At 34.1% G+C, this 16273-nt stretch carries 32 protein-coding genes and 1 tRNA gene; 27 read left to right on the top strand and 6 right to left on the bottom strand.

Annotated features, from left to right (window positions below):
- Positions 1-135: 135 nt before the first annotated feature.
- From C5F47_RS04975 to C5F47_RS05085, 24 genes are all read left to right on the top strand, one after another.
- Positions 136-1131 (top strand): 50S ribosomal protein L3, encoded by a 996-nt coding sequence (locus C5F47_RS04975; RefSeq protein ID WP_179360016.1) that lies wholly within the window; start codon positions 136-138, stop codon positions 1129-1131.
- Entirely contained in the window at positions 1131-1943 is an 813-nt protein-coding gene (gene rpl4p, locus C5F47_RS04980; RefSeq protein WP_179360017.1) for a 50S ribosomal protein L4, read from the top strand. Before C5F47_RS04975 ends, rpl4p begins: the two co-directional genes overlap by 1 nt.
- Positions 1940-2206: a 50S ribosomal protein L23 gene (locus tag C5F47_RS04985; RefSeq protein WP_179360018.1), complete on the top strand. Its 267-nt coding sequence runs from the start codon at positions 1940-1942 to the stop codon at positions 2204-2206. The genes rpl4p and C5F47_RS04985 overlap by 4 nt, the downstream gene beginning before the upstream one ends.
- A 44-nt stretch (positions 2207-2250) precedes the next feature.
- The gene (locus C5F47_RS04990; protein ID WP_179360019.1) at positions 2251-2646 is read left to right on the top strand and encodes a 30S ribosomal protein S19; all 396 of its coding nucleotides are present in this window, start codon (positions 2251-2253) and stop codon (positions 2644-2646) included.
- Positions 2647-2651: 5 nt separating this feature from the next.
- A complete protein-coding gene (locus tag C5F47_RS04995) occupies positions 2652-3110 on the top strand; it encodes a 50S ribosomal protein L22 (RefSeq protein WP_179360020.1) in 459 nt (152 codons plus the stop codon).
- 2 nt (positions 3111-3112) lie between these two features.
- Positions 3113-3910: a 30S ribosomal protein S3 gene (locus tag C5F47_RS05000; protein ID WP_179360021.1), complete on the top strand. Its 798-nt coding sequence runs from the start codon at positions 3113-3115 to the stop codon at positions 3908-3910.
- Entirely contained in the window at positions 3907-4113 is a 207-nt protein-coding gene (gene rpmC, locus C5F47_RS05005) for a 50S ribosomal protein L29 (protein WP_179360022.1), read from the top strand. Before C5F47_RS05000 ends, rpmC begins: the two co-directional genes overlap by 4 nt.
- Complete coding sequence (locus C5F47_RS05010) at positions 4110-4376, top strand: ribonuclease P protein component 1 (protein ID WP_179360023.1); 267 nt, start codon at positions 4110-4112, stop codon at positions 4374-4376. Before rpmC ends, C5F47_RS05010 begins: the two co-directional genes overlap by 4 nt.
- On the top strand, positions 4373-4696 hold the full coding sequence (locus C5F47_RS05015; protein WP_179360024.1) for a 30S ribosomal protein S17: 324 nt from the start codon (positions 4373-4375) through the stop codon (positions 4694-4696). The genes C5F47_RS05010 and C5F47_RS05015 overlap by 4 nt, the downstream gene beginning before the upstream one ends.
- Positions 4696-5118 carry a 50S ribosomal protein L14 gene (locus C5F47_RS05020; RefSeq protein ID WP_179360025.1) on the top strand — a complete coding sequence of 141 codons (423 nt, stop codon included), beginning with the start codon at positions 4696-4698 and terminating at the stop codon, positions 5116-5118. Before C5F47_RS05015 ends, C5F47_RS05020 begins: the two co-directional genes overlap by 1 nt.
- Before the next feature lie 4 nt (positions 5119-5122).
- Entirely contained in the window at positions 5123-5575 is a 453-nt protein-coding gene (gene rplX / locus C5F47_RS05025) for a 50S ribosomal protein L24 (RefSeq protein ID WP_179360026.1), read from the top strand.
- Entirely contained in the window at positions 5575-6291 is a 717-nt protein-coding gene (locus tag C5F47_RS05030; RefSeq protein WP_179360027.1) for a 30S ribosomal protein S4e, read from the top strand. Before rplX ends, C5F47_RS05030 begins: the two co-directional genes overlap by 1 nt.
- A gap of 4 nt (positions 6292-6295) precedes the next feature.
- A complete protein-coding gene (locus C5F47_RS05035; protein ID WP_179360028.1) occupies positions 6296-6817 on the top strand; it encodes a 50S ribosomal protein L5 in 522 nt (173 codons plus the stop codon).
- Positions 6817-6996 (top strand): 30S ribosomal protein S14, encoded by a 180-nt coding sequence (locus C5F47_RS05040; RefSeq protein WP_008300270.1) that lies wholly within the window; start codon positions 6817-6819, stop codon positions 6994-6996. The genes C5F47_RS05035 and C5F47_RS05040 overlap by 1 nt, the downstream gene beginning before the upstream one ends.
- A gap of 6 nt (positions 6997-7002) precedes the next feature.
- Complete coding sequence (locus C5F47_RS05045; RefSeq protein WP_179360029.1) at positions 7003-7395, top strand: 30S ribosomal protein S8; 393 nt, start codon at positions 7003-7005, stop codon at positions 7393-7395.
- A complete protein-coding gene (locus tag C5F47_RS05050; RefSeq protein ID WP_179360030.1) occupies positions 7385-7942 on the top strand; it encodes a 50S ribosomal protein L6 in 558 nt (185 codons plus the stop codon). Before C5F47_RS05045 ends, C5F47_RS05050 begins: the two co-directional genes overlap by 11 nt.
- Positions 7943-7957: 15 nt before the next feature.
- Positions 7958-8245 carry a hypothetical protein gene (locus tag C5F47_RS05055; protein ID WP_179360031.1) on the top strand — a complete coding sequence of 96 codons (288 nt, stop codon included), beginning with the start codon at positions 7958-7960 and terminating at the stop codon, positions 8243-8245.
- Positions 8246-8316: 71 nt separating this feature from the next.
- Positions 8317-8390 (top strand) — tRNA-Asn (locus tag C5F47_RS05060).
- Positions 8391-8579: 189 nt separating this feature from the next.
- Positions 8580-8828, top strand: coding sequence for a hypothetical protein (locus tag C5F47_RS05065; protein ID WP_179360032.1), 249 nt, complete (start codon positions 8580-8582; stop codon positions 8826-8828).
- 8 nt (positions 8829-8836) lie between these two features.
- The gene (locus C5F47_RS05070; RefSeq protein WP_179360033.1) at positions 8837-9064 is read left to right on the top strand and encodes a hypothetical protein; all 228 of its coding nucleotides are present in this window, start codon (positions 8837-8839) and stop codon (positions 9062-9064) included.
- Positions 9065-9191: 127 nt separating this feature from the next.
- Complete coding sequence (locus C5F47_RS05075) at positions 9192-9641, top strand: DUF2299 family protein (RefSeq protein WP_179360034.1); 450 nt, start codon at positions 9192-9194, stop codon at positions 9639-9641.
- Positions 9642-9701: 60 nt separating this feature from the next.
- Positions 9702-9851 carry a hypothetical protein gene (locus C5F47_RS05080; RefSeq protein WP_179360035.1) on the top strand — a complete coding sequence of 50 codons (150 nt, stop codon included), beginning with the start codon at positions 9702-9704 and terminating at the stop codon, positions 9849-9851.
- Positions 9852-10273: 422 nt separating this feature from the next.
- Entirely contained in the window at positions 10274-10399 is a 126-nt protein-coding gene (locus tag C5F47_RS09770) for a hypothetical protein (protein WP_281361060.1), read from the top strand.
- 115 nt (positions 10400-10514) lie between these two features.
- On the top strand, positions 10515-10670 hold the full coding sequence (locus C5F47_RS05085; protein ID WP_179360036.1) for a hypothetical protein: 156 nt from the start codon (positions 10515-10517) through the stop codon (positions 10668-10670).
- 244 nt (positions 10671-10914) lie between these two features.
- Here C5F47_RS05085 and C5F47_RS05090 read toward each other — a convergent pair whose 3' ends face one another.
- Positions 10915-11430, bottom strand: coding sequence for a hypothetical protein (locus tag C5F47_RS05090; RefSeq protein WP_179360037.1), 516 nt, complete (start codon positions 11428-11430; stop codon positions 10915-10917).
- 387 nt (positions 11431-11817) lie between these two features.
- On the opposite strand from C5F47_RS05090, the gene C5F47_RS05095 reads away from it, so the two are divergent.
- Both C5F47_RS05095 and C5F47_RS05100 read left to right on the top strand, forming a co-directional pair.
- On the top strand, positions 11818-12309 hold the full coding sequence (locus tag C5F47_RS05095; RefSeq protein ID WP_179360038.1) for a DUF4352 domain-containing protein: 492 nt from the start codon (positions 11818-11820) through the stop codon (positions 12307-12309).
- Positions 12310-12411: 102 nt separating this feature from the next.
- Positions 12412-12804: a hypothetical protein gene (locus tag C5F47_RS05100; protein WP_179360039.1), complete on the top strand. Its 393-nt coding sequence runs from the start codon at positions 12412-12414 to the stop codon at positions 12802-12804.
- An 81-nt stretch (positions 12805-12885) separates the two neighbouring features.
- Here the strand turns inward: C5F47_RS05100 and C5F47_RS05105 are convergent, their stop codons facing one another.
- The 3 genes from C5F47_RS05105 to purC all read right to left on the bottom strand — a co-directional run bounded on the left by C5F47_RS05105 (position 12886) and on the right by purC (position 15113).
- Positions 12886-13290, bottom strand: a complete 405-nt coding sequence (locus tag C5F47_RS05105; RefSeq protein WP_179360040.1) for a PPOX class F420-dependent oxidoreductase — start codon at positions 13288-13290, stop codon at positions 12886-12888.
- A 148-nt stretch (positions 13291-13438) separates the two neighbouring features.
- Complete coding sequence (locus C5F47_RS05110) at positions 13439-13942, bottom strand: winged helix-turn-helix domain-containing protein (RefSeq protein WP_179360041.1); 504 nt, start codon at positions 13940-13942, stop codon at positions 13439-13441.
- A gap of 346 nt (positions 13943-14288) precedes the next feature.
- The gene (gene purC / locus C5F47_RS05115) at positions 14289-15113 is read right to left on the bottom strand and encodes a phosphoribosylaminoimidazolesuccinocarboxamide synthase (RefSeq protein WP_179360042.1); all 825 of its coding nucleotides are present in this window, start codon (positions 15111-15113) and stop codon (positions 14289-14291) included.
- Between the two features lie 83 nt (positions 15114-15196).
- Between purC and C5F47_RS05120 the strand changes: the two genes are divergently transcribed.
- Complete coding sequence (locus C5F47_RS05120) at positions 15197-15400, top strand: hypothetical protein (protein WP_179360043.1); 204 nt, start codon at positions 15197-15199, stop codon at positions 15398-15400.
- A gap of 152 nt (positions 15401-15552) precedes the next feature.
- On the opposite strand, the gene C5F47_RS05125 is transcribed toward C5F47_RS05120, so the two are convergent.
- A complete protein-coding gene (locus tag C5F47_RS05125) occupies positions 15553-15939 on the bottom strand; it encodes a hypothetical protein (protein ID WP_179360044.1) in 387 nt (128 codons plus the stop codon).
- A 35-nt stretch (positions 15940-15974) separates the two neighbouring features.
- Complete coding sequence (locus C5F47_RS05130; protein WP_179361792.1) at positions 15975-16253, bottom strand: DUF427 domain-containing protein; 279 nt, start codon at positions 16251-16253, stop codon at positions 15975-15977.
- Between the last annotated feature and the right edge of the window lie 20 nt (positions 16254-16273).

A 16273-nucleotide genomic window follows, 5' to 3' on the forward strand; every position in this document is an offset into this window, starting at 1 on the left:
TATACAATTTGGAATTCTGTGTCAGAATTATTTGCACCTTAACAAATTAGGCATAGATGGTTAACCAAAAAATAATTACAGGTTAACGATATCTCACATGGTTTAATAGAGGGATTTCGATGATTCGTTTTAATCATGGGAGCTCGAAAACGACATTCACCACGTAGAGGAAGTCTTGCATACTCACGTAGAGTTCGTGCAAAGACAATGGAAGCAAGGATTAGAGCTTGGCCAACAAGATCAGCAACAGATGAACCAAAAATTTTAGCACATTGTGGATTCAAAGCAGGGTGTGTTCAAATTGTAAGTATTGATGATCGTGATAAAGTTCCAAATGCAGGAAAACAACTTGTAAGTCTTGGAACAGTACTAGTAACCCCACCAGTATTGGTTTTAGGAATTAGAGGATATTCAAAAGATCATGATGGAAAACATGCAGAGTTTGATGTCTATGCAGAAGATATTCCAAAAAATATTGCAAAAGAAATTACAATTAAAAATATTGCAGGTTCAATTGAAAATGCAGAATCAAGATTAAAAAAGATTAAAGAAATTTACGCAATTGTTGCAGTTTCTCCAAGAGCTGCAGGATTAGAGATGAAGAAACCATACATTTTCGAAGCAATGGTTAGTGGCGGAGATATTCAAACTCAATTTACTCATGTTAAAGAATCACTTGGAAAAGAAATTAAAATTGATCAAATCTTTGAAACTGGTGCAACAGTAGATGTTGCAGCAATTACAAAAGGTCACGGATGGCAAGGTGTCATGCGAAGATGGAACGTAAAAAAGAAACAACACAAATCAAGAAAGACCGTAAGAGAAGTTGGTTCATTAGGTCCAATTTCACCACAAAGTATCATGTATACAGTTCCAAGAGCAGGACAAACAGGTTTCCATCAAAGAATAGAATATGATAAAAGAATCATGATCATGGGTAATACAGAATCAGATGAAATTAAAATTAATCCAGATGGCGGATACAAACATTTTGGTTTAGTAAAAGGTGATTTTATTATTCTAAAAGGTTCAGTCCCAGGAACTTACAAAAGATTGATCAAACTAAGAAGTCAAATCAGAAACGCCCCAGCCAAAGTTAACAAACCAAACATTTTGGAGGTTGTAGTATAATGAAGACAACATCTTACACAACTACAGGAACAAAAGATGCTGAAGTAGAGATTCCAATAATTTTCTCAACACCATTCAGAAGAGACTTGATTCACAAAGCTGTTACTAATTTAACATCACATAAATTCCAAAAGCAAGGTAGAAAACCAATGGCAGGTATGGATGTAGTAGCAGACTCTAATGATCCACCAACAGGTCAAGGTGTTTCTCGTGTGGCAAGAATGCAAGGTGGTGGCGGTGGAAGACAAGGTCAAGGTGCAGAAGTCGCATCAACTAGAGGTGGAAGACAAGCACATCCACCAATTGTCGAGAAAGTAATCTACAAAAAACTAAACAAAAAAGAGAACAAATTAGCATTATGTTCTGCAATTGCAGCAACAGCCTCAAAAGAATTGGTAGAATTAAGAGGTCATAAAATAGAAGGTATAGAATCATTCCCAATAGTTGTATCTGATGATATTGAATCAGTTTCAAAAACAAGTGAAATTAGCAAAATTCTTGATTCATTGAAATTAACACAAGATGTCAAGAGACTAAATGCAAGAAAACCACGTTCGGGTCAATCTAGACTAAGAGGAAGAACAAAGAAAGTTGGAAAAAGCGTATTGTTTGTAACTAAAGATTCTTCAAACTTGTCAAAAGCAACTGGTGCAATACCAGGTGTGGATGTAACAAATGTAAAGAATCTAAGTGTGTTAGATTTGGCACCTGGTTCTGATCCAATTAGATTAACAGTTTATTCCAAAGCAGCATTAGAAGAAATTGCAAAAATAAAATCAACACATCTGGAGATTATGGTGAAAACACAATGAATGTAGATCAAGCAATGAAAATAATCATCAAGCCATACATTACAGAGAAGACCTTTGCAATGGTTGAAAATGAAAGTAAGATTTGTTTCATAGTAGAAATTTCCGCTAATAAAACACAAATTTCAGAAGCAGTGAAAACACTTTACAAACAAAATGTCAAAAAAGTAAACACTGCAAGAACAATTTATGGCAAGAAAGCTTTTGTTCAGTTTGAAAACACCGAAAAAGCCAGAGATTTGGCAACAAAGATAGGAATGCTATAATATGGACCATAAAACTCGAAGAATACTAACAGGAGAAAAGAGAAATGGTTAAAGAATTTTTATACAGAGGCATTCCAAAAGAGGAACTTGAAAGTTTGTCCCTTGAAAAATTATTCATGTTATTTAATTCCAGACAAAGACGATCACTTACAAGAGGAATTACAGATGGAAAAAGAAAACTAATTGAAGAAATTAAAGCCGCAAAAGCAGGCAAATTAAAAAATCCAATCAAGACTCACATTAGAGAATTGATTATTCTACCGTACATGGTAGGAGTTACAGTAAACACATTCTCAGGAAAAGAATTCCAACCAGTTACAATTACAACTGAAATGATTGGACATTATTTGGGAGAATATGTAATAACAAACAAGAGAGTTTCACACGGTGCCCCAGGTGTAGGTGCATCAAGATCCAGTCTCTACGTGCCATTGAAGTGATTATTATGGGTAGATTCAATTACGCTTTCCAAAATTATGACCCAACTAGACATGTACGTTCTTCATTAAGAGAAAAAGACATCTCACACAAACATGCTCGTGAAGTTGCAGTGTCAATCAAAGGGCTATCAATTGAAAAAGCAAGAGATTATCTCATTGCAGTAATTGACAAAAAAAGAGCAGTTCCATTTAGAAGATATAAAAATCAAGTAGCACATAGACCAGACCCAGGAGTAATGTCTGGAAGATATCCACAAAAAACTGCAAAAGAGTTCATTAAAGTTTTAGATAATTTAGAATCAAATGCAGAATACAAAGGAATGGATTTAGATAGATTAAGAATTGTAAACGCAACTGTTCACAAAGGAGTTGTTGTAAAAAGATTTATCCCAAGAGCAATGGGAAGAGCAACTCCAAAGAATAATGTATTAACACACGTCGAATTGGTGGCAAAGGAGATTTAGAAATGTCTGCAGTGAAAAATGTAATTAAAGATAACTACAACATGATGTTACTCAAAGATTATCTTAGAGAAGCAATTAAAGACGCAGGATTCTCACATGCAGAAATATCAAAAACACCAGTAGGAACAAGGGTCGCATTACATGTTACAAGACCAGGAATTGTAATTGGTAGAAAAGGTTCAGGAATTAGAACTTTAACAGAAAAACTAGCAACAGACTTTGGCTTAAAGAATCCTCAAATTTCTGTAGTAGAGATTGAAAAACCAGAACTTGCACCTAGTGTAATGTGTAACAGAATGGCATCTCACTTGGAAAGAGGCACTGCATTTAGAAGGGCAACCATGTGGACTTTGAAACAAATTATGGAAGGGGGAGCAATGGGAGTTCAAATTACAATTTCAGGAAAACTTAGAGGTGATCGTTCAGCATTTGAAAAACACACTCAAGGAATTCTACCAAGAGCAGGACATCACGCAGAAATTATTGTTGATGAAGATATTGCCCACGTAAAAACAGCAATGGGATTAATCGGAATTAGAATTAGAATTGCAAGAAAAGAAAAACTCATTCCAGAATTTGAAATGAGAGTTGAAAAAGAGGAAAAGTCAAAGAAAGGAAAACAAGCACCAGAAGAAAAAATCAAAGTTGAAGAAATTGAAGTTGAAGGTGCTAAAGTTGAAGTTGTTAAAGTTCAAGGAAAAGAAGATACTGCTAAATCAGAATCAGAAAGAATTGCTCTTGAAGCAAAGAAAATGGAGAAAATTGAAACATTAGAAGAAGAGGAGGCCAAATTGAAATGACCAGACTCAGTATGAAGACAATTAGACAGTTAAACGAGAAAGATCTAAAAAGTAAAGTTCAAGAATCACGTTCTGAGCTTGCAAAACTTAGAATTGACGCTTCAAAAGGAACATTAAGAAAAGAAAGTGGAAAATTAAAGCCAGTACGTCGCGACATTGCAAGAATGCTTACCAGATTAAACGAGGAGAGGAACGAGAAATGATTACCGCAGACAACATAACATCACATGAATTTTTGGGATTAAACACTGAGATCATCAAATCAACTAACCCTCAAGTAATAGGATTAAATGGAAGAATTGTCAATGAAACAAAATCCATGTTCACAATAAACACCGAAAAAGGTCATAAATCAATTGCAAAATCTACAAATAATTGGAAATTCTCTATCGAAGGAAAAGATGTCGTAGTTGAAGGTACTAAAATTTCAAAAAGACCATTTGACAGAATAGGAGGAAAAGCATGACTCAAAATATAGGACTAAAAGTAAAAGAACCAACTAGAGAATGTGAAGACAAACATTGTCCATTCCACGGAGGTCTTTCAATCAGAGGAAAACTCTTTGATGGAAAAGTTACAGGAGCAAAAGCAAAACAAACTATCACATTACAAAAAGATGCACCAATTTACTTTAGTAAATTTAAGAGATATGCAAGAGGTACAAGTACAATTCATGCACATGTTCCTGGATGTATTGATGTTGAAGCAGGAGATCATGTATTGACTGCAGAATGCAGACCATTATCAAAATCAGTCTGCTATGTTGTTGTGGAGGTTAAAGCATAATGGCAAAGCAAGCAGGTAAAGGAGTAGAAGAATTCCGACCATATGTAACTAAAGTAATACCAGTTGGCGCAAACATTGTTTGTGCAGATAATTCGGGTGCAAAAATATTAGAAGTAATCAATGTTCCAAGACATAAAACAAGAGCATCAAGACTTCCTTCAGCATCAGTTGGAGACTTTTGTAATGTTGTTGTAAAGAAAGGACCAGCAGAGTTAAGAAAGCAAGTTTACGGTGCAGTAATAATTAGACAAAAATATGCAGTTCGCAGATTAAACGGTGTAAGAGTTTGTTTTGAAGATAACGCAGCAGTGTTAATCACTCCAGAAGGAGAAACCAAAGGAACAGACATCAAAGGACCAGTAGCAGCTGAAGCAACAGAGAAATGGCCAAGAGTAGCAAACTTGGCATCAATGGTGGTATAAGAAAATGAAACCAACAAAAATGCGTAACCAGATGATTTATCAGGCAACTTACAATACTAAAAGTAAACAACTTGCAGCTGCTCTTTCAAAAGATCTTCATAAAAAATACGGTAAAAGAAGTGTAAGAGTTGTTGAAGGCGACAGCGTTACAATTCTAAGAGGAGAATTCAAAGGAGTGGATGGTAAAATAGAAAAAGTATCCACACAAAAAAATAGTGTTGCAATTGGAGGAATTAAAAAAGAAGCTACGAAAGGAGAAAAATATGATGTCTACATTCACACATCCAACCTAGTTGTAACTTCACTTAATGGTGATGATAAATGGAGAATTGCAAAATTAGAAGGCAAAGATCCTAGAAAACAACCAAAGACAGAAACAAAACCAGAAGCAAAAAATGAAGCCCCTAAAGAAACAAAAGTAGCAGATAAGCCAAAAAAGAAGGAAGATGAGAATTAATGGTAAGTATTTCAGGTAGTAAGAAACTCAAACGTCAAATGGCCCCACAGTTTTGGGGAATTACCAGAAAAGACAAAAGATTTGTAATTACAGTAAAACCAGGTCCACACAAAAAGAGCTATTCTGTTCCAACAGCAGTATTTCTTAGAGATATGCTAAGTATTGTTACTAGTTTAAGAGAAGCAAAAACTTCAATTTATTCTGGACGAGTAAAGATTGACGGAGTTGTTAGAAAATCACTTCATCATGCAATTGGATTAATGGATGTAGTTGAATTACAAGATGTTTCAGATATTTATCGTCTAGTACCAACTGAAGATAAATTACTAAAACCAATTAAGATCAATGAATCAGAAAAATCTAAAAAATTAGTAAGAGTTACAAGTAAAACAACAATCAACAAAGGAAAATTACAAATTGGATTCCATGATGGGCGTGCAATTATTTCAGATACAAAAGTAAATGTCGGAGATGCTTGTTTAATACAAATTCCAGAACAAAAAATTATTGAAGTAATAAAATTAGAAGAAGGATGTCAAGGTTTAGTCACACGCGGAAACAATGCAGGACAGATTGGTAAAATAGAAACCATAGAAGAAGGAACATTCATTCTACCAAAAAGAGTTATTCTTGCATTAGGTGATAGAAAAATCGAAATCCCTGCAGACATCATTATGCCAATTGGAAAAGAGGAGCCAATAATTCAATTAAAGTGATCTTATGTCCCAAGTAACAGAATCCCCAATGAAAAAAATCTCATTAGAGAAAGTTGTCTTAAACATGGGTTTAGGCAAATCTGGTGATGTAATTAACATTGCAGAAAAAGCATTAGAACAAATTTCAGGTAAAAAACCATCTAAACGTTTAGCAAAAGCAGCTTACAGAGATTGGGGAGTCAGAAAAGGTGAACCAATAGGAGTAGCAGTTACAGTTCGGGGGGAAGATGGAGTTGCATTACTAAAACGATTACTAGAAGCTAAAGGTAACACAGTAAACGGAAAATCATTTGATAACTTTGGTAACTTTTCATTTGGAATTAACGAACATATCGACATCCCAGGAGTAAAATATGATCCACAAATCGGAATTCTTGGTTTAGGGATTTCAATTACATTGACAAGACCAGGATATGGAATTAGAACTAGAAGTAAACACAAAGCAAGTGTTGGTAAATCTCATGTTATCAAAAGTCAAGAAGCAAAAGATTATCTATCAAAAGAATTTGGAGTCACCATAACATAATGGCAAAAGATAGATCCTACGAGGCAACTGGTAGAAAGAAACATGACTTTGGACGAGGTTCAAGATGGTGTAAAAGATGTGGAGATTATACTGCAGTTATTCAAAAATATGATTTAATGTTATGTAGACGATGCTTCAGAGAAGTAGCAACATCTTTAGGGTTCAGGAAAAATAAGTGAGATAACATGCCTGCAACAAACATCTTAGCAAATCTATTTGTCACATTATACAACAATGAAACTAGAAGGAAATCAGATTGTGTTATTCTTCCAACATCAAAATTAGGAATTGAAGTTCTCAAAACATTACAGAAAGATGGATACATTGGAGAATTTGAACACATTGATGATAAAAGAGGCGGAAAATTCAAAATAAAACTATTAGCAAAAATAAACAAATGTGGAGCAATATCCCCAAGATTCAAAGTCAAAAATGACGAATACAATAGTTGGGAACAACAATACTTGCCAGCATATGACAGAGGAATGCTTCTTGTTACAACAAACCAAGGAGTAATGTCTCATCACGACGCATCACAAAAAGGGATTGGAGGATTTTTGATAGGATATGTCTACTAAACAAATAGAAGAATTCAAAGATCAGGTAGATATTCCTGAAGGAGTTACAGTTACAGTTAACAAACACATGGTATCATTTGTTGGACCACTAGGAAAAACTCACAAGAGTTTCAGAACCATACCAATCAAAGTAGAAGTTACTGAGGGAAAAATATTACTTACAGCAATTGAACATAAAAAAAGAGATTATGCAATTTTACATACAGCAAGATCAATTATTAGAAATATTTGTGAAGGTCTAGTTAGTGGATATACAATTAAAATGAAACTTGTATTTTCTCACTTTCCTATTACAGTAAAAGTTGAAGGGAAAAAGGTCTTGATTGAAAACTTCCAAGGAGAACGTGCTCCAAGAATTACACATATTGTTGGCAATACCAAAGTAGTTCCAAAAGGGGAAGACGTAATTCTTACAGGAGAAGTGTGGACTGACATTACTCAAACTGCAGCAAACATTGAACTAAAATCTAAAGTTAAAAACAAAGATCATAGAGTATTCTTAGATGGTATCTATGTATTTGAAAAGAAAAAAGGCATAGACAAATAGAATCTTCATTATCAAATGACCCTAGACCCTGAATTTTCAAAACAAACAACTGATTTAATTCAACAAACATTAGAATTATACAAATCTGCAGGAGCTTCTCCAAGAATTGGTGAAACATGGGAGTGTGGAAACATTGGAGATTTTTTGTGTGGTTTTTTTGTTGGTGAGATGGTAGGTTCAGCACTAAGTGCGTTCCAAATCGTCCATCAAAGAGAACCAACAGCAGATGAACACTTGGAAATTATTGAATTAGTGGAAAGTCACGCAAAAGAAATCAAAGAATTTTTTGCCAAATTTAACTGAACATTTACAAACTTTAGTCTATTTTCCATAGTCGCAAAGATTAAATCACTTTTGCCAAGGTAAAATCGTGTGCCTCCCTAGCTCAGCGTGGTAGAGCAACCGGCTGTTAACCGGTTGGTCACCAGTTCAAGTCTGGTGGGAGGCGCTCTTATTTCTAAACTCGAGTTTTGAAACATTATTTTTCTATACTTGTAGCATAATCATAGGACATAATAAATTATATTTCTAAATTCGAATTTAGAAACATTGATCGGTTGTTAGTAATTAGTTTACTCTATTAGACAACATAGATCTAATAGATGATCGCACATTAAGAATATGCAGGAGGTTTACATTGGTCAGAACTAGAAGGGCCAACAGATATTGTGTTGATTGCGGTGCAAGATTAGTGTATTACCCAAGATTATCAAACCCTAAAGCACCAAACGAACACAGAGTTCTAGTTTACGCTTGTCCTGATTGTACAGATGACTTTGAAAAACCAAAAATGTTTTCAATAAGAAGAAATCAAGTAGAAGATCCATTGGAAACAGTTGAAATTGAAATAACTCAACTACAGAAAAAAGCAATTGTTGCAAAATAGAGAAAAATATGTCCCGACCTGAAAAACAAAGAAGCAATGTTTGGTTTTTGTTACCAATTTTCTTTGGAGTGATAGGAGGAATTATTGCATTTTTTATCATCAGACAAGATGATCCACGAAAAGCAAGAAATTGTCTCTATCTAGGAATTGCATTTATGATCATGGGAATAATTCTCAACGTATTCATGATAGCAACAGTTCCAGGTTTAGATTCAGGTTTCAATGTAAACATCTAGATAATTTTCATTTGTTTTTCAGGTAAAGAAAATCATTATTTCTAAACTCGAATTTAGAAACATTATAAATTCAGCATGGCAATCATATTGTTTTAGAATCATATAGAACTAAGTAGAGGTATTTTTTATGAGTGCATCCAGAATGAGAGATAACGTAGAAAGATGGGTAATTCATGAAGGACTTTCCTTTGAAGAAGTAAAAAATCCAGAGAATAGTTTTCAAATTCTAGTTAAACATGCAGGGCAATATGGGATCCCAGTAGATGTGTTTGAACCAAAAGGTCAACCAGGAATTCTAGTAATAGGTGCCAAAGTAGTGATGAAAAATAATCAAATTGCAAGATATCTAGGGTTTAGCCCGGATGAAAAGGAAAAATTTGAGAAAAAAGTGTCAGATTTTTGTTATTCAATACAAGCGATTAACAAAATCATTACAGAAGATGGAAAACAAAAGGTGGGAGTATATGTTGTAATGGATGATAAAGAAAACATCAATCAACAAACAATGCTTGAAGCAATAGACAGTGTTTCTGAAAAATATGATAAAACTGCCAGATTTTTGTTAAAAACATTCTAAATTATAGACGATTTATCAGTTCTACGCGGGCCTTTTATCATAAATTCACCAGTATAGAGTATGAAAACAACAATTTTTACAAGAAAAAACAAACAAAACCAAACTTCAAAAGCAAATTTTTTACAAAACCAGGTTTTGAAATTCAAGGCTTCAAAAAATAAAGTGTTTATTTTGACAGCAGTCGCAACTATGATGGTGTTTATAAAATGAACATCTTCAACGTGTTATTCAGACATACAGCAAAAAACTATGAAGTTAGCGTCAGCATCAATGTGAGTAAACTCAGATTAGAGCATGCAACTTCAAAATTGGAGGTAATTCAGAATTGAATTTACTCAGTATGATAGGAGAAATTCTTGACACATACGAAAAATCTGAAGGTGAACCACCTTGAGTAATTTTTTCAAAGTAATGGGGATTGCATTGGCAGTACACTTCATTGTGAAAACAGTTCAGAAAGAATTGAAACAATTTGAAGCGTAATGGTCAACAATACCTCTTTTGGGGGACATCCCCCCTATTTTGAGTAAAATCCACCATATCACAAGATATCACAGGGTATCACAGGGTAAATTGAGTGTATTTTCATCAAACATACAAGTGGTTAATACAAAAATTATCTACATAAAATCATGGATTTAGGGGCATTATTCAATTCAGATGCATTAATGGAAGCAGCCACCGGAGTAGCCAATCAGATGATGACGGCAACAACAGGTTTGGTTGACAAATTAATGTCATCAGTGATGTTGGGTTAAAGTATAATTGCAAGATTTGGCGGTATTTTTTCTAAAAAACCCCCCTTATTTGGCATAAAATGTGTGTCCAAAAATGCACACATACAGTCAAATCAAAATTTTTCATAAATGAATGATGAATAAAATAGCATTACAAATTGACGAGACAAAAATCAATGAGACGTTTGAATCTACAAACAATATTTTTGATGAATTCAGAGAGTTATCATCAAGTCTTTTTCTGCAAGTTTTTGATTGGATTACATCAATTACAGAAAATTTGATCAATTGACAAAATTTACAAAATTAAGCCTAGGCGTTAAACCCCCCCTGAAAATTACCATGTTTAGTCACAATGTGAAATTTTCAAAATCAGGCGTTTTGATGGGGGGTTGAACACTTGTGCCTAGATACAATATGCAACCCTAATTCCACCAAGATCTCCCAGCTAAACATACCCAAACTATTATTGTCGTGCGTAAAAGCTCAACCCCCTAAATTTTGTCAAAAAATAAAGAAAAAAGATAAAGTTTTGGTTATTCAGTATCGTATAGAGTTGTAATACCTAAACCAGTAGCAGTACATTCAGCACGAGGGCCAACAGTTCCAGTTGCTGCAAAATCAAAGGAATTTTCAGATTCCAATGTTACTGTTTTGTGCTGAACCTTAAAGTCTGCTTTTGGACTATCAAGACCAACAATACAGTTGTCTGCATCAAAAGTTACTCCATGAGGATGATAACTTTGTACAGGTGATGATTTTGCGGCTTTTCCAAATGCCTGATGATCATTTACACCATGATGAATAGTAATTGCATCAGCTTGTAATCCATCATCAGTGATTGTTACCCAAGCATAGAAAGTGATTAAATCATCTGCTTTGTTTGCTGGAATTTGTTTGATTTTATCTTCTACGGTCATAGTGAGAGTTTCACCATCAGTAGAAGCAGATGTAATTTCAAACTGACCAGCATTTACTGCATATACTGCAGAGAACATACCAATTGCAAAAATTGCAGTTAGGGATGCCCCTAAAAAGACTGTTTTTGTCATTGGTACAAGTCCCGAACTTGGGAAATTTAAGCATTATAGCTGTATGATGAAAATATGACATTGTGTATTGTGATCTCAAAAAAATGATCAAAAACCAAGAGACAAAGAACAATGACGAAATCGTCCCAGGGCCTGATCAAGCATTCTAAAACAAAATTATAGATAATCCTGTGTCTGTTTTGAAAAATTACAGTTTTAGTCACAATTTAGGCCAAAATGGTAGGGGTTTTAGGGCAAAATTTCCGTCGATTTTAAGTTATTTTGTATTATAGTATTATCAGAGTTCAGACCTTCACCTCTCACAAGGCGCAATTTTTTGCGTTAGGTCTGGGCTATTTTTTTCAGAATTTGCGTTTCAACTATATACCAAATTAATTCAAGAAATTTATGGCAAATATGGGAGTTGTAATTGTAATTGGTGCAATTATAGCTTCAATGGTACTTGCAAATTACATGTATACGCAATATACTACAAATTATATCGAATCAGAATCTGGCGAGATAATTACAGTGGGTCCAGTGGAATATGTGATAACATTTGAAGGAACACACCAAGGAACCAAAGAAATTGTACCTGAAAACACATTTGTTATGATTGGAATTACTGCAAAAAATATCAGTGATGAAAAAACGATGCTTACAGGAGGGCAATTCTACATTGTTGATGAAAAAGAGCAAAAACATGAAGCTGTCTTTGGCGAGGGTGAATTTGATGCTAAAGACTTGTACATAGAATGGTTAGAACCAAACAAGCCAATTGAAAGAACCACACAATTTGACATTCCATTTGACGAGGAAAAACAATACAAAATAATTATTCGTCCACAAAAAGAACAATCAACTGTTGATACAGCTGTTGTTTGTATTACAAATTGCTGATCGTTAAATTTTAAAAATCAAAAAAAGTGTCAAATTTTTCTATATACTGCGTAGTAATGTGTGACTTTTACCATATAACACATATGATTTTCGGAAACATTCATGGCAATATCTAAAGCCAAAAGAGCCGAAGCAGCTAAAAAAGCAGCAAGAACTCGAAAGAGGAATGCAGCTAAAAAAGCAGCTGAAGCACTAAAAGCAGCAGCAACTCGTAAGAGAAAGGCAGCAGCAACTCGAAGGAAGAATGCAGGTAAAACTGCACCAAAGAGAAAAGCAGCAAAAAGAAAAGCCGCTCCAAAGAGAAAAACTGCAGCTAAAAAAGCAGCTCCAAAGAGAAAGGCAGCTAAACGCAGAGCCGCTCCAAAGAGAAAAACTGCAGCTAAAAAAGCAGCTCCAAAGAGAAAGGCAGCAAAAAGAAAAGCAGCACCAAAACGTAAAGCTGCTACTAAACGCAGAGCCGCTCCAAAGAGAAAGGCAGCTAAACGTCGACGTTAAGCTGTCTATGCTATCTTTTTTAAATTCACCCTACTGAATGTATTATATTTCTAAATTCGAATTTAGAAACATTCTAGATTATTACTCTGACATCTTTAGTTCAGGCAAAACAAAAACTTTGTTTGGTTTTATTTTTAGAACAACTCTTTTTTCATCATCACGTTTGAACGGATAATGTTCACGACCCATGTACTGTTGTGTAAGTTTGTCTGCATGTTTGTATTCATTGTCTGGAATCAATTCTTCAACAGTACCACGAATTGTTGTCATGTCAAGAGGATTATCTTTTGAGACAACTGAAACTGCAACTCTAGGATCTCGTAAAACATTTTTGTGTTTAATTCTCCCTTCAGCTGTATTTACCAAAACATAGCCATCTTCATAATTTGCCCATACGGGGGAGACTTGAGGAGAACCATCTTTCATTACAGTTGCAATGAACACAAGATTTTTCTCTGAAAATAGTTTGATTGCCTTATCATCCATTAATTTTCACAATCCAATATGGTAGAGGATGAATTTACACCCCCATTCAAAACAAATGCTTTTTGAGAGTATTTTTTGTTCATTTTGTATCCCAATACAAAAAATGAATTGATCGGTTTTAGATGATTAATCATTTCTATTACAGATTTCACTTTTTGGATGATTTTTCAAGAACATTAGTCATTGCCCTATTCATTATCTCCATTACAAGATATTGAGAATACTCTTCTGATTTTTTGCCCTTTGATTTTGTAGTTTTTGGCGTTAATCCTTTGAGGATTTTTTCAATTTTAGTGGATGTGTTGTTGATGATTTTGGAATATGTAGAATCAAAATCTTCAGGAGTCTGAAAATCCAACAATTTTGTAGATGTGCTGTAGAATTTTGTGATGGCTCCACGAGATTCTTCAATTCTGGCAATTTCAATCAATCCAGATTCTTTTAGGATTTCTAAATGATGACGGACAGTAGTTAGTGCTTTTTTGTATCCAGTCTTTTTTAGAGCAGTGGAAATCTGATCAGCTGATAATGCTTGATGATATAGAATTTCAACAATTTTTGCTCGTGCAGGGTCTTCAATTGCACGTGCGTGTCCAATACTTGTCGTAACAATACGATTAACTTTGATTTGCTTTTCTAGTAACGTAGACATACAGAATTACCTTTCAAACCGATCTAAAAGATCCTTGTATCATATTTTTTTGTCTAATCGCATCAATTTTTGTTTACTTTTACAAATGTTGTACTGCTACCATATGGATAGTAACCAGTACAATCTTTATCGTAATGCTTCTAATATTTTCAATAGCACTACAATGAATATAGTATAGGAGGAATAATTATTGTAGTGGTTTTAAAATTTTGAAAAAATATCAAAAAAGGCAAATCCTGGAAAACATATTGTCAAATCACCTAGGATGTCAGTATTTTGTAAAGGGTCAGAAATAAAATTCGAGTTGAGAGTTAGCTTCTAGTCAACAATGAATCAAGAATCAGGGTTACAGAGAATTACCAGTTAGTTTTTCATATGCAGTAACATATCGTTTGGTCATTTTTGAAATGATGTCTGCAGGAATTTCAGGTGCTATAGGTTCTCGTCCTGCATCACGTTCATCATCAAATTGTTTTTGATATCCATTTGCTGTCAGCCAATCACGTAAGAGTTGTTTGTCGTAAGCCTCTTGGATTTTTCCAACCTCAAAGGAATCTTTTGGCCATAAACGGTATTCGTCAGGACCTATGGAATCACCCAAGGTAATTTTTCCATCAAGTAAGCCAAATTCTAATTTCAAATCAGCCAAGATAAATCCCACATCATCTGCAACTTTAGCCATCTTTTTGTAAATTTCAATTGATGTTTGCTCCAACCAATTGTATTGTTCTTCAGTTACCAAATTCATCTCTAATGCTTTTGTTTTGTTTATTGGGATATCATGTTCAGATTTCGTGGTAGGATCAAATATTGGTTCAGGTAGTTTTGCTGCTAATGTAGGGTCAGTGCCTTCAGGAATCGACACCTCACCTTTCTTCCATCTGCTAACTAAACTGCCATAGAAATAGCCTCTAACCACACATTCTATTGGAAGCATTTTCATCTTTTTTACAACAATTTCAGTATCAGATTCTCGTCGTATGAAGTGATTTGGCACAGATAATTCATTGAACCAAAACTCTGCAAATTTACAAAGAACCTCCCCCTTTCGTGGAATATCTTGTTTGAATTTTACATCATATGCTGAAACCCTATTAGAGAATTTGAATAAAATACTAGATTCATCAACATCATAAAGATCCTTTACTTTACCACTGGTAAGAAACTTCAAGCAATTATGCCTACTTTTGATAGAATTTAACTGCTAGGTGTGAAATAAAGAAGAAATATACCAGATTTTCAAACAATTAGAGTATGAGTAACCTAGATGATTCCATAGGAAAAATACTGTTAGAACTCCAAAAAGACGATCCCGACACTTTCAATAAATTAATGAAAAAAGCTCAAGAAGAAAACCCAGAATTGTTTGAGGATGATACCGATGAGGAAAACAAGTCAATTGACGAATACAATCGTGAAATAGATGAATACAACGAAAAAATAGACAAAGACAACTAACTATATAGATATTATAAAAAACGGTATCTACATACCTTATACCCATATTCTCATTAAATCATAAATAAATTATGAAATATCACGAATTTGATTTCGTTGAATGTTATGATGATGACGATTATGACTTTGACGAAGAATAATACTCAATAAAATTACGAACCCATCATACCAACCATTTTTGGCATTTCACGATATGCTTTACTAACAAAAACACCATTATCAGCATCAACCATTACAAACTCCATAGAATTTTCAGGTGGGGGTGAAACGATAATTTTTTGACCAGCTTTTAAAGTTCCAATATCCAAAGTATCACCATCACCAAAATTGATATGAATATTGGTAAGTGGTTGTGAGCCCGTATTTTGAATTGTTACTCTCCCCATTACAAACAAGCTTTGTTTATCCAAAATTGGATCTACAAAAATGTCATATTCTTGAGTTGAGACAGACAATTTCAAAATATCCATTCCAAAAATAACCCCCATAATTGCAATGCCTCCTACACCAACAGCAATTATCACAGTGTACTGTTTCACTGAAAGTGTATAGAATTTCTAATAATTAAAATAGATTATTTGATTTTAACACCATTCCAAAATGCCACCATTCCTTTAATTTTGGAGGCAGCATCATTAGGTTCTGCATAATACCAAGCACAGTCTTTGTTTGTTTTTCCATTTACTTCTACAGAATAATAGTTAGCCATTCCTTTCCATCCACAGAAAGTTGTCAAGTCAGTTTTTTTGAAATATTCTTGTTTGATTGAATCAAATGGAAAATAAGGATTACCTTCTACCTCGATAGTATCATCGCTTTCTGCAATTACCACATCATTCCATATTGCTTGCATGAATATTGGAAATTCTAAAC

Source organism: Nitrosopumilus cobalaminigenes (assembly GCF_013407145.1).
Lineage (GTDB): Archaea > Thermoproteota > Nitrososphaeria > Nitrososphaerales > Nitrosopumilaceae > Nitrosopumilus > Nitrosopumilus cobalaminigenes.

Coding starts and splice junctions, on each gene's coding strand:
- C5F47_RS04995 (WP_179360020.1), top strand. CDS start 2,652: ATGGGTAGATTCAATTACGCTTTCCAAAATTATGACCCAACTAGACAT.
- C5F47_RS05030 (WP_179360027.1), top strand. CDS start 5,575: ATGGTAAGTATTTCAGGTAGTAAGAAACTCAAACGTCAAATGGCCCCA.
- C5F47_RS05015 (WP_179360024.1), top strand. CDS start 4,373: ATGACTCAAAATATAGGACTAAAAGTAAAAGAACCAACTAGAGAATGT.
- C5F47_RS05000 (WP_179360021.1), top strand. CDS start 3,113: ATGTCTGCAGTGAAAAATGTAATTAAAGATAACTACAACATGATGTTA.
- C5F47_RS05105 (WP_179360040.1), bottom strand. CDS start 13,290: ATGGATGATAAGGCAATCAAACTATTTTCAGAGAAAAATCTTGTGTTC.
- C5F47_RS04985 (WP_179360018.1), top strand. CDS start 1,940: ATGAATGTAGATCAAGCAATGAAAATAATCATCAAGCCATACATTACA.
- rpmC (WP_179360022.1), top strand. CDS start 3,907: ATGACCAGACTCAGTATGAAGACAATTAGACAGTTAAACGAGAAAGAT.
- C5F47_RS05085 (WP_179360036.1), top strand. CDS start 10,515: ATGAATAAAATAGCATTACAAATTGACGAGACAAAAATCAATGAGACG.
- C5F47_RS05040 (WP_008300270.1), top strand. CDS start 6,817: ATGGCAAAAGATAGATCCTACGAGGCAACTGGTAGAAAGAAACATGAC.
- C5F47_RS05120 (WP_179360043.1), top strand. CDS start 15,197: ATGAGTAACCTAGATGATTCCATAGGAAAAATACTGTTAGAACTCCAA.
- C5F47_RS04975 (WP_179360016.1), top strand. CDS start 136: ATGGGAGCTCGAAAACGACATTCACCACGTAGAGGAAGTCTTGCATAC.
- rplX (WP_179360026.1), top strand. CDS start 5,123: ATGAAACCAACAAAAATGCGTAACCAGATGATTTATCAGGCAACTTAC.
- C5F47_RS05075 (WP_179360034.1), top strand. CDS start 9,192: ATGAGTGCATCCAGAATGAGAGATAACGTAGAAAGATGGGTAATTCAT.
- C5F47_RS05100 (WP_179360039.1), top strand. CDS start 12,412: ATGGCAATATCTAAAGCCAAAAGAGCCGAAGCAGCTAAAAAAGCAGCA.
- C5F47_RS05080 (WP_179360035.1), top strand. CDS start 9,702: ATGAAAACAACAATTTTTACAAGAAAAAACAAACAAAACCAAACTTCA.
- C5F47_RS05045 (WP_179360029.1), top strand. CDS start 7,003: ATGCCTGCAACAAACATCTTAGCAAATCTATTTGTCACATTATACAAC.
- C5F47_RS04990 (WP_179360019.1), top strand. CDS start 2,251: ATGGTTAAAGAATTTTTATACAGAGGCATTCCAAAAGAGGAACTTGAA.
- C5F47_RS05090 (WP_179360037.1), bottom strand. CDS start 11,430: ATGACAAAAACAGTCTTTTTAGGGGCATCCCTAACTGCAATTTTTGCA.
- C5F47_RS05130 (WP_179361792.1), bottom strand. CDS start 16,253: ATGCAAGCAATATGGAATGATGTGGTAATTGCAGAAAGCGATGATACT.
- rpl4p (WP_179360017.1), top strand. CDS start 1,131: ATGAAGACAACATCTTACACAACTACAGGAACAAAAGATGCTGAAGTA.
- C5F47_RS05070 (WP_179360033.1), top strand. CDS start 8,837: ATGTCCCGACCTGAAAAACAAAGAAGCAATGTTTGGTTTTTGTTACCA.
- C5F47_RS09770 (WP_281361060.1), top strand. CDS start 10,274: ATGGATTTAGGGGCATTATTCAATTCAGATGCATTAATGGAAGCAGCC.
- C5F47_RS05055 (WP_179360031.1), top strand. CDS start 7,958: ATGACCCTAGACCCTGAATTTTCAAAACAAACAACTGATTTAATTCAA.
- C5F47_RS05035 (WP_179360028.1), top strand. CDS start 6,296: ATGTCCCAAGTAACAGAATCCCCAATGAAAAAAATCTCATTAGAGAAA.
- C5F47_RS05010 (WP_179360023.1), top strand. CDS start 4,110: ATGATTACCGCAGACAACATAACATCACATGAATTTTTGGGATTAAAC.
- C5F47_RS05020 (WP_179360025.1), top strand. CDS start 4,696: ATGGCAAAGCAAGCAGGTAAAGGAGTAGAAGAATTCCGACCATATGTA.
- C5F47_RS05050 (WP_179360030.1), top strand. CDS start 7,385: ATGTCTACTAAACAAATAGAAGAATTCAAAGATCAGGTAGATATTCCT.
- C5F47_RS05095 (WP_179360038.1), top strand. CDS start 11,818: ATGGCAAATATGGGAGTTGTAATTGTAATTGGTGCAATTATAGCTTCA.
- C5F47_RS05110 (WP_179360041.1), bottom strand. CDS start 13,942: ATGTCTACGTTACTAGAAAAGCAAATCAAAGTTAATCGTATTGTTACG.